Source organism: Pseudomonas neuropathica (assembly GCF_051174785.1).
Taxonomy (GTDB): Bacteria; Pseudomonadota; Gammaproteobacteria; order Pseudomonadales; family Pseudomonadaceae; genus Aquipseudomonas; species Aquipseudomonas neuropathica_A.
Genome location: NZ_CP195111.1, coordinates 6,388,144 through 6,398,259, shown reverse-complemented (window position 1 = coordinate 6,398,259; position 10,116 = coordinate 6,388,144). Strand labels below are relative to the sequence as shown.

11 protein-coding genes are annotated in these 10,116 nt (G+C 60.9%); 4 read left to right on the top strand and 7 right to left on the bottom strand.

Features of this window, described 5'->3' with window-relative positions; genetic code table 11:
- The 3 genes from ACRRSD_RS28655 to ACRRSD_RS28645 all read right to left on the bottom strand — a co-directional run.
- Positions 1-1,259: NAD(P)/FAD-dependent oxidoreductase (locus ACRRSD_RS28655; RefSeq protein ID WP_435036560.1), on the bottom strand; the 1,259-nt coding region annotated here is incomplete at its 3' end.
- Positions 1,260-1,327: 68 nt separating this feature from the next.
- Positions 1,328-2,662 (bottom strand): ATP-binding protein, encoded by a 1,335-nt coding sequence (locus ACRRSD_RS28650; protein WP_435036559.1) that lies wholly within the window; start codon positions 2,660-2,662, stop codon positions 1,328-1,330.
- Positions 2,659-3,381 carry a response regulator gene (locus ACRRSD_RS28645; RefSeq protein WP_435036558.1) on the bottom strand — a complete coding sequence of 241 codons (723 nt, stop codon included), beginning with the start codon at positions 3,379-3,381 and terminating at the stop codon, positions 2,659-2,661. The genes ACRRSD_RS28650 and ACRRSD_RS28645 overlap by 4 nt, the downstream gene beginning before the upstream one ends.
- A gap of 147 nt (positions 3,382-3,528) precedes the next feature.
- On the opposite strand from ACRRSD_RS28645, the gene ACRRSD_RS28640 reads away from it, so the two are divergent.
- From ACRRSD_RS28640 to proP, 3 genes are all read left to right on the top strand, one after another.
- Positions 3,529-3,846 (top strand): hypothetical protein, encoded by a 318-nt coding sequence (locus tag ACRRSD_RS28640; RefSeq protein WP_435036557.1) that lies wholly within the window; start codon positions 3,529-3,531, stop codon positions 3,844-3,846.
- Entirely contained in the window at positions 3,846-4,505 is a 660-nt protein-coding gene (locus tag ACRRSD_RS28635; protein ID WP_435036556.1) for a DUF3313 domain-containing protein, read from the top strand. Before ACRRSD_RS28640 ends, ACRRSD_RS28635 begins: the two co-directional genes overlap by 1 nt.
- A gap of 249 nt (positions 4,506-4,754) precedes the next feature.
- On the top strand, positions 4,755-6,257 hold the full coding sequence (proP, locus tag ACRRSD_RS28630) for a glycine betaine/L-proline transporter ProP (RefSeq protein WP_435036555.1): 1,503 nt from the start codon (positions 4,755-4,757) through the stop codon (positions 6,255-6,257).
- Between the two features lie 13 nt (positions 6,258-6,270).
- Here proP and ACRRSD_RS28625 read toward each other — a convergent pair whose 3' ends face one another.
- Positions 6,271-7,158: a LysR family transcriptional regulator gene (locus ACRRSD_RS28625; RefSeq protein WP_435036554.1), complete on the bottom strand. Its 888-nt coding sequence runs from the start codon at positions 7,156-7,158 to the stop codon at positions 6,271-6,273.
- Positions 7,159-7,257: 99 nt separating this feature from the next.
- Between ACRRSD_RS28625 and ACRRSD_RS28620 the strand changes: the two genes are divergently transcribed.
- Positions 7,258-7,920, top strand: coding sequence for an NADPH-dependent F420 reductase (locus tag ACRRSD_RS28620; RefSeq protein WP_435036553.1), 663 nt, complete (start codon positions 7,258-7,260; stop codon positions 7,918-7,920).
- On the opposite strand, the gene ACRRSD_RS28615 is transcribed toward ACRRSD_RS28620, so the two are convergent.
- The 3 genes from ACRRSD_RS28615 to ACRRSD_RS28605 form a co-directional block, all read right to left on the bottom strand.
- Positions 7,894-8,538, bottom strand: coding sequence for a nucleotidyltransferase domain-containing protein (locus ACRRSD_RS28615; RefSeq protein WP_435036552.1), 645 nt, complete (start codon positions 8,536-8,538; stop codon positions 7,894-7,896). The genes ACRRSD_RS28620 and ACRRSD_RS28615 overlap by 27 nt on opposite strands.
- 207 nt (positions 8,539-8,745) lie before the next feature.
- On the bottom strand, positions 8,746-9,324 hold the full coding sequence (locus tag ACRRSD_RS28610) for a hypothetical protein (protein ID WP_435036551.1): 579 nt from the start codon (positions 9,322-9,324) through the stop codon (positions 8,746-8,748).
- A gap of 1 nt (position 9,325) precedes the next feature.
- Positions 9,326-10,114 (bottom strand): DUF2092 domain-containing protein, encoded by a 789-nt coding sequence (locus tag ACRRSD_RS28605; protein ID WP_435036550.1) that lies wholly within the window; start codon positions 10,112-10,114, stop codon positions 9,326-9,328.
- Positions 10,115-10,116 lie beyond the last annotated feature (2 nt).

Below are 10,116 nucleotides of genomic sequence, written 5' to 3'. Positions count from 1 at the left end.
TTGCCGATGGCCTCCAACGGTGCCGCGAAATGCTTGCCGCCGGGGAAAGGGCGATTGCTCAGGCCTTGGTACAACGCCAATTCATCGCCGTCGCCGAGAATCGCGTCAGACACCGCACGCGCGGCGGCCAATGTCGGCAGAACGCCGTGCCCCGAGTAACCTTGCAGCCAATAACGATTGCCCGCGCCGCCAACGTCTGGCGTGCGGTTGATCGTCAGATCGATGTGACCGCCCCAGGCAAACTCGATGTCGGCACCTTGGAGCTGCGGGAACACCCGCTCAAGAAACGGCCGGGTCGCTGCCGCGATGTCCTTGGGCATCCCGCCCAGATAAGTGCAACCACCGCCAAACAACAAACGGTTATCCGGCGTGCGCCGGAAGTAATCGAGGACGAATTGGTTGTCGGTCACGCAGACATTGCGTGGCAACAGCGCTGTAGCCTGCTCGGGCGACAGCGCTGCGGTGGCCACCTGGTAGGTGCCCACCGGCAGAATGCAGCTGGACAGTTGCGGGTCGAGTTCATCGAGATAAGCGTTGCACGCCAGCACCAGCACATCGGCGCGCACCGAACCGCGCTCGGTGTTGACCCGGAAACCGCCGCCCTGCTCCCGATAACTCAGCGCTTTGCTTTGTTCATGGATACGCCCGCCGGCCCGCTCGATGGCGGCTGCCAGACCCAGCGCCAGTTTCAGCGGATTGAGGTGTGCGCCTTCAGGGTCATAAAGCCCGGCCTGATAGCGATCAGTGGCCACCCACGCCGGCAGTTGTTCACGAGCAATGAACTGCAACCCATCGTGGCCCCATTTGTGGCTGGCCTCGTGTTGCCATTCGCTGAGCAGGCTGACTCGGCGTGGCATCACCGACGTCCATAAATGCCCGGGGCGATAGTCGCAATCGAAACCATGGCGGCCGGGCAATTCGCGCAACTCGGCGGCGGCCCAGCGCATACCATCCCAAAGCCGTCTGGCCCGTTCATGGCCCAGCGCTGCTTCCAGCGGCGGCATGTCACATGACCAACCAAGAATCGCCTGCCCGCCGTTACGCCCCGACGCGGCCCACGCCACGCGACTGGCTTCCAGCACCACCACGCGCTTGCCCGCCAAGGCCAGACGCAACGCCGTGTGCAAGCCACTGAAACCGGCGCCGATGATCACCACGTCAGCGTCATGTTGGCCTTCCAGCACAGCCCGGTTGCTCAGAATATCCGCGCAACTGTGGGCGTAATAGCTGTCGACGTGCAGGCTGGATTGCTGAAACATGCGCGACCTCATGAAATTATCGTTTTATAATTTCATGAAAATCTACAGAATAAATTTCACACCAGCAACTATCCGTGACGCGGCAACTCAACCCGCGCCAGCAATCCTTGGCCGCCACGATTGCTCAACGTCAGTTCTCCGCCCTGCTCTCGCACAATTGCCCGCGCCGCTGAAAGCCCCAGGCCGACGCCACCGGTGTCGCGATTGCGCGAAGCTTCGAGGCGAAAGAACGGATCGAACACCTGCTCCAACGCCGCTTCGGGAATACCGGGGCCTTCGTCGCTGACCTCGATGCAAATCGAATACTCGTCACGCCGCAACGCAATGCCCGGACGCTGCGCATACTTCAGCGCATTCTCCAGCAGATTGACGATCACTCGCTTGATCCCCAGCGGTCGACCTTCGTACACCAGATGCGCCGGGCCATCGAAATCAACGTGCAGGTGTTGGTCGCGGTAGTCATCGACGATGGTCTGCAGCAGTTCCGACAGATCGAACGCGGTGGTTTGCTCTTGATGGGTGTCCTCGCGGAAGAACGCCAACGCGGCGTTGATCATCGACTGCATCTCCTCGACATCGCGAATCAGTTTGCCCTGATGATCGAGGTCTTCCATGAATTCACTGCGTAAACGCATGCGTGTCAGTGGTGCACGTAAATCGTGGGAGATCGACGCGAGCATGTGCGTACGCTCGGCGATGAAGTGCTGGATCTGTGCCTGCATGGTGTTGAAGGCGATGATCGCCTGACGAATTTCGTCGGGGCCTTCGAGCTTGATCGGCGGCGCGCGCAGATCTGTGCCGAAACGTCTGGCGGCCCGCGTGAAACGCTGCAAAGGGTTGGCCAGTTGCCGGGTGGCGACCCAGGCGACCAGCAACGTGGCAATCAGTCCCAAGGCAATGACGATCGCGATACGCACGCCAAACTCCAGACCCCAGCTGCGCTCCGGCGGGATAAATGACAACCAGCTGCCATCGACCAATTGCACGACAGCGGCGTAATGCGCCAGGGGACTGCCGTTCGGCCAGTCGCCTGGGCTGAACACCTCGATTTTTCGATCATCCCCCAGCAGTTGCTCCAGTACCGGTACCCGGCTCGCTGGCAGGCGAAGGCCGTCATTGGGCAGGTCGAAATCCGCGCGTTGTGCTTGCCACGATACTTGCAACATGGCGCTGCTCGCCGCTGCGGCCAGTTGCGGGCGCAGGTTGGCCGGGGCCGCCTCGATCACCCGCGAAGTCGCGGCAATCTGTTCGAGCAGGCCGGTGCGTTCAATCGGTGGCCGCGCCCAGATGCCGGCGACTTGCACGAACAGCGCATTCAACGCCAGTGAGGCGACCATCGCCGCCACGATGGTCAGGGCGATGTGCCGGCGCAGGGTGTCGCCACGCAACAGTCGGCGGATCATGAGCGGCTGACCTTGGCAGTGAACAGATAACCGCCGTTGCGCACCGTACGAATCAGGTCCGGGCGCTTGCTGTCCGGTTCGATCTTGCGGCGCAGGCGGCTGACTTGCACATCGATGCTGCGGTCGAAGGCGTCATGGCCATGGCCGTGAGTCAGGTCGATCAACTGTTCGCGGGTGAGAATGCGCTGCGGGTGATCGAGAAACACCACGAGCAAATCGAACTCGCCGCCGGACAGCGGAATCATCACGTTTTCCGGGGAGCGCAGCTCGCGACAGGTGATGTCCAGATGCCAACCGGCGAAGCCGATCACCGGGCGTGAAGGTTCAATTGCCTGGCGCTGTTCGCCGGCGCGCCGCTGCAAGGCACGCACCCGGGCGAGCAATTCCTGCGGCGCGAACGGTTTGGTCAGGTAATCGTCGGCGCCCAACTCCAGGCCGACAATGCGATCACTCAACTCGGCCATGGCCGTGAGCATGATGATCGGAATGCCCAGCTGCGCGCGCACCTTCTGGCACAGGCTCAGGCCGCTTTCGCCGGGCATCATCACATCAAGAATGATCGTGTCCGGACGGTTCTGTGCGATCGCCGCCCACATGGCCTCGCCATGGGGCGCCACGTCGACTTCATAGGCGTGCTGCAAGAAGAATTTCTTCAGCAGCGCGAGAATTTCCACGTCGTCGTCGACGAACAGCAGTCTGCTCACAATCACAGGATCCATGCACCGAAAAAAGCCAATCTAAAGCCATTTCGCCGGCCGGGTCATTTATTTCAATCGAGCAACATTTCTACCCGCCAGACATCAAGCGGACATTCTCTGGCAAAACCGCGCGGGCATTCTGCGGCCATTCCAAACCAGGGGGTTCGCATGAAGCAATTGAACGACAACCATTGCGCCGAGGGGCACAACAGCAATCGTCCCTTGATCCTCAGCCAGCGCACCGCAGCGCTCGGCCCTGACACACCGATCGTGTTTCAGGAGTCGTGCCTGAGCGTATCCAGCGATCAGAGCCGCATCGTCCTGCGCCGCTACTTCGAGCAATTCAGCCCGACCAATGCGCACTGGGTCGAATACGTTCACAGCATTGCCGCGGCCGACCTCATCCAATGGATCATGAGCCACGGCCAGTTGCACATTGAGTGTTCGGACAGCATCGCCACGCAACAGCACAAGGAAACCCGTTGATGACCCGCATTCGTTCGCTGTCGCTGACCCTTGCGGCCTCCCTGAGCCTGTCCGCCTGCAGCAGTAACAAGGCTGAACACAGCGGGTTTCTGCATGACTACAGCGTGTTGACCGAACGTCAGTCACCGTCTGGTCAGCCGGTGTTGGCGTGGGTCAGCCCGGCACTTGCCCGGGGGCGATACACCCAGGTGTATCTGGCGCCAAGCCAGTTTTACCCGAGTGCCGAGCCGACGCCGCGAATTCCCCTGAGCACGCTGTCCGGCGTTACTGACTATTACGACGCGGCGCTGCGGCTGGAATTGGGCAAGGTGCTGCGTCTGGTCAATCAACCGGGGCCGAACACCCTGGTGGTGCGCCCCGCCATCACCCAAGTGGCGACCAGCACTCAGGGTTTGCGCTTTTATGAATGGCTGCCGGTCACCCTCGTCGCTGCCGGTGTAAGCACGGCGACCGGCATCCGTGATCAGGACAGCCAAGTCGCCACCGAGGTGTCGTTCGAGGACGGTTCGACCGGCGAAGTGATTGCCGAAGTGGTGCGCAAAGGCACCGGCGTGCCACTGGAGAACGACCAGCAGGTGCTGACTGCCGACGACGTCAAGGTCGTGCTGGATGGCTGGGCCAGCGACCTCGGTAAGTCCTACGCAACCCTGCGCCGGTAACCACATTCCCCTGTAGGAGCTGCCGAGGGCTGCGATCTTGTTGGGACGCGGAGCGTCCCCGGCTGCATTCCCACGCAGAGCGTGGGAACGATCAATCGCAGCCTTCGGCAGCTCCTACATAGGTGCGCCAGGAAAAAAAGCAGCGAGCAGTGAATTATTTCGTGTCCTCATGTATCTGAGCCAAAGAGTACGCGCCATCAAAAAGATGGCATCTACGCTGTACGATGGATCAGCAAAGAGAAGACCCGGATGAAATCACGCAAGAAAACCGTCAAGCCAATCGGCCTGAACGACATCACCATTGTCGACGACGCCAAGATGCGCAAGGCGATCACCGCCGCCGCACTGGGCAATGCCATGGAATGGTTCGACTTTGGTGTCTACGGCTTTGTCGCCTATGTCCTTGGCAAAGTGTTCTTCCCCGGCGCCGACCCCGGTACGCAAATGATCGCCGCGCTGGCGACGTTCTCGGTGCCCTTCCTGATCCGGCCGCTGGGCGGCTTGTTCTTTGGCGCATTGGGCGATAAGTACGGACGGCAGAAAGTCCTCGCCGCGACCATCGTGATCATGTCGCTCAGCACCTTCGCCATCGGCCTGATCCCATCCTATGCCTCCATCGGCATCTGGGCGCCGATCCTGTTGTTGCTGGCAAAAATGGCCCAAGGCTTCTCGGTGGGCGGTGAATACACCGGTGCGTCGATCTTCGTCGCCGAATATGCGCCGGACCGCAAACGCGGGTTCCTCGGCAGTTGGCTGGACTTCGGCTCGATTGCCGGTTTCGTCCTCGGTGCCGGCGTGGTGGTGTTGATCTCGACGACGCTGGGCGAAGCCAGGTTCGAGGAATGGGGCTGGCGTCTGCCGTTCTTCCTCGCCTTGCCGCTGGGCATGATCGGTCTCTACTTGCGTCACGCACTGGAAGAAACCCCGGCGTTCCAGCAGCACGTCGAAAAACTCGAGCAAGGCGACCGCGAAGGCCTGGCTGGCGGCCCGAAAGTTTCATTCAAAGAGGTCGCGACCAAGCACTGGCGCAGCCTGATGACCTGCATCGGCGTGGTGGCGGTGACCAACGTCACCTATTACATGCTGCTCACCTACATGCCGAGCTACCTCTCGCACAACCTGCATTACAGCGAAAACCGTGGCGTGCTGATCATCATCGCGATCATGGTCGGCATGCTCTTCGTGCAGCCGGCGATTGGTTTTATCAGCGACAAGATTGGCCGCAAACCCTTCATCGTCGTCGGCAGCATCGGCCTGTTCGTTCTGGCGATTCCGGCGTTCATGCTGATCAACAGCGGCACGATCGGTTTGATCTTCGCCGGCCTGCTGATGCTGGCCGTGCTGCTGAACTTCTTTATCGGCGTCATGGCCTCCACCCTGCCGGCGATGTTCCCCACGCACATTCGCTACAGCGCGCTGGCAGCGGCGTTCAACGTCTCGGTGCTGATCGCCGGCCTGACTCCGACCGTGGTCGCCTGGCTGGTCGAGAGCACCAACGATCTGTACATGCCGGCGTACTACCTGATGGTCATCGCCGTGGTCGGTCTGGCCACCGGGGTGACGATGAAGGAAACCGCCAACAAGCCGTTGCGTGGCGCCGCGCCGGCCGCCTCCGACCTTGAAGAAGCGAAAGAACTGCTGCAAGAACACCACGACAACATCGAGCAGAAAATCGAAGACATCGACGCCGAAATCGCCGCGCTGGAAGCCAAGCGCAAGGAACTGGTGCAGCAGCACCCGCGCATTAACTGAGCTGGATGCCCGGTCAGGCAAAGCGCCTGACCGCGGCATCGATGAACTGACGAACCTTCGCCGTCTTCTGCCGATGCGCCGTGTACAACAGATGCATCGCTCTGCTCGGCGCCTCAAAGCCCTCCAACAACCTGACCAACTCGCCTCTGCGCAATGCCGGTTGAAGAAAGTCGGCAGGCCCCAGCACAATCCCGAAACCATCCACCGCCGCTGACAACAACGCCTTGCTCTCGTTGACGTGCAAGCGACTGCTCACCGGCACACGCTCGACCTGGGCGTCGTTGAAGAATGACCACTCGTGGTCGACGGGCCGCGACCAATAGGCATACCCCAGGCACTCATGCTGTTGCAGATCGGCGGGCACTTGCGGCGTGCCATGTTCGGCCAGATAGCGTGGCGCCGCACAAACGATCAAGCGGTACGCAGCCAACGGTCTGGCGGTCAGACTGGCCGTGGCCAACGGGCCGATCCGAAAAGCCACCTCAAACCCCTCCTCCACCAGATCCACCGCGCGGTCGGTCAAGTGCAGGTCGATTTCCACCTCGGGAAACTCGCGCAAGAACGCGGTCACAAACGGCATCAGGCTGTAGGAGCCAAACGTCACTGGCGCACTGACCCTGAGCTTGCCGCGCGGCGTATCGTTCATGATCTGCGCCAGCGAATCAGCGGCCTGCGCCTCACTGACAATGTGCTTGCAGCGCTCATAGTAGGCCTGGCCCAGTTCGGTCAGGCTTTGCCGGCGCGTGGTGCGATTGAGTAGTCGTGCGCCGAGCCGCTGCTCAAGGGCAGCCACGTGTTTGGCAACCATTTGCGCGGACATGTCCAGGCGTTGCGCGGCGCTGGCATACGAACCGGCTTCGGCCGCCATCACAAAAGCCGCCATGCTGCTCAGCCGATCCATTCGAAACTCCTGTTAACGAAAGTAAGTAACAGAGTGCGATTTATCTGCATCTGGTCAGCAATCATCATAGTGGCTTCCCACCTGATAGAGGAACACACCATGCGCATTGGAATCGTTGGAGCCGGATTCATTGGGCGCGCCGTCGCGCAAATCGCCCTCGCCGCCGGGCACGAGGTGATGCTCAGTAACTCCCGCGGCCCGAAGACCATGAGCAGCGTGCTCGCCGGCATCACCGGCTGCCAAATCGGAACGGCCGAACAGGCCACACAGTTTGCCGACGTGGTGTTGCTCGCCATCCCCTATGAACACATCCCGAGCCTACAGCCAGCTTGGTTCGAAGGCAAAACCGTGCTCGACGCCAACAACTATTACCCCGATCGCGATGGCCACATCGCCGCACTCGACACCTTCCAGACCACCACCAGCCGTTTGCTCGCCGAGCATCTGCAGGGCGCCACCGTGGTCAAGGTGTTCAATGCCATCCTCGCGGCGGACTTGCTTACGGATGCCCGCCCGCACGCCTCGAGCGAGCGGCGCGCCTTGCCCATCGCAGCGGATGACGCGCAGGCCAGGGCGCTGGTTGTGGGGTTGCTGGACGACCTCGGCTTCGATGCGGTCGACGCCGGAGGCCTCGATGAGAGCTGGCGATTCGAGCGGGCGAAACCGGCATACTGCGCACCGCTGGACAAGTCCGGGCTGGAGATAGCCTTGGCTGCTGCCGAGCGCGAGGTCGAATTACCCTTGGGTAGCTGGCGGCGCTGATAAAGCCTGTACAGCGTCCAGCCAGTCGTGCTCCGGGTGCAACAGCGTCAAATGTCGAACCAGCCACACGCGCTCCTGCGCCGACATCTGCGTTAACGCCATGGCGAAATCGCTGCGGTCTTTGGCGCGCGTGTGCTTGGCTTTGAACAAGAGAACGGCAGCAGGTCGCAGATACGGAATGCCGGCCGTGCTTTGCAGAACCATTTCCGCGCGTGGACAGGTAATCGACGGATCGCGCTTATAAGCCCAGGTTTGCGGGGTGCCCGGCTCGATCATCACGTCCACGCGCCAGGCCGATGCGGCGCGGTCGTAAGCCCATATCTGAAAAACGTCTTCGGCGGGCAGGCAAGTCGCTGACAGAAACTGGAACGTACCGTCCTTTACTGCATAGAAATCGAGATCACCTAGTGCCTGGCGAAAACAGGCGAAATCGGCCCGAAGCACAGTGAATTCCAGGTCACTGTGGGCGCGGGTTTGCCGACCGAGCCAAAGGTCCAGCGCCCAGCCACCGACCACACACCACGGGCGGTCTACCGAACACAGTCGCCGCGCCAACTCATCGGGTGTCCAGACTTGCCATTGCTCTTGGTCCGGCACAACCGGATGGGCTGTTGTCATGTCTGGAACTCGTAGATTTATCGAAGGGTTTCGTAACGGCGCCATTCGACCCCCTTTCACCACCCGGCTCAACATTTTTTATCGACTAGCCTTGAATCCGCATCGCCCGTCATTCAAGGAGCCGTCATGTACAAGTTCATCAAGACCCCTGTAACCGGCAGTCGTGGTCTGTTGGCGCAGAAGCAACCGTGGGTGCGGAAAGTCTGATCAAGGCGCATTGACCACCACATACGTCACATCACTGCCCTGATACTGCGGCTGGTACCAGGTTGAGCCGCACTGCATATAGGCAACGTTGTAGCGAATCACCTGCACGCAACTGCTGGGCATTTGCGCCGGAGTGAAGATCGCCCCCACCACCGCCGCCGTGACCGCGACGGTTGCCGTCACTGCCGCCGCCGTTGCCACCGGATGGTAGTGATCGTCGTAGCCATAACGGCCATGCCCGTCGACATCGATATCGACATCGCGGTGGTTGTCGATATTGACGTTACGGTTGACGTTGCGATTGCTGTTGTTGACGTACGTACGGTTGCCGACGTTGTTGCCGGCATTGACCCGATTACCCGAATTGACCCGATTGCCGGCACTGACATTGTTGGTGCGCTGCGGCGCATTGATCCGTTGCGCCCGTTGCGCATTCGGCGCCGGCGCGCGGTTGACGTTGGCGCGGGCGTGTCCCTGAGCGCGCTGCCCCCGGGCATCGGCTTCGGCGACATAACCGGCGGTCAGCAGCGTGGCGGCGGCCAGCGACAACAACAGACTCCACGTCATCGACTTGTTCATGTCACTGCCCTCCCTGATCGCTGGCTTTTTTAAACGCAATCGCCACATCGCCTTTGCCCGGTTTGAAGGTGAACTGCGTGTCCGGAATGGTCGGCTTGAGGTTCCACTGATACACCGCGCTGTACTCGGGAAAGCTCTTCTCGTCAGTGGTGGTGATCACCAGTTTGCACGGCAAGGGTTTGTCGGAGCGGGTCAGCCACAATTGCCAGTCGATGCCCTCCTGGCGAAACGCCAAATGGTCGCAGAGCTGGCCTTTGATGACCGACGGCCCGACATACAGCGCAGCTTTCAAGGCATCGATCTGCGCCTGGTCACTGCCGAACAGAAACAGGTCCTCCATCGGTACCTGCACACCGTAGAAGTTCTCGACCTTGTGCAGGGTTTCCGCCACGGTGGCCGGTGCTTCGACGGTGGTGTAGTACTTCAGGTACGGCGAATACTGGGTGAGCTTCTTGCCGTTATAGAAGAACTCGCGGGTGCGCACATCGCCTTCGCTTTTCGCATACAGGCGATCATGGCCGACCACTTTCAGGGTATTGGCGGACTCAGTCTTGATCTTCTGCCCGGACTCCAGAACCGTGTCGCGCGAGACTTGAGCATCGACCTGAAACTTCGGCAGGCTGCGCAGGTAATTGCCCATGTCGATGAGCTTGTCGACCACTTGCGGGTTGATCAACGGCGCATCGTCCGTGGCCTCTGCAGCGGGCGCAGGCGGCGGGTCTTCGGCGCGGACTCCCGGCGCGAGAACCAGTGTGAACATCAGGCAGACAATACTGGCTGGGGCTTTCATCG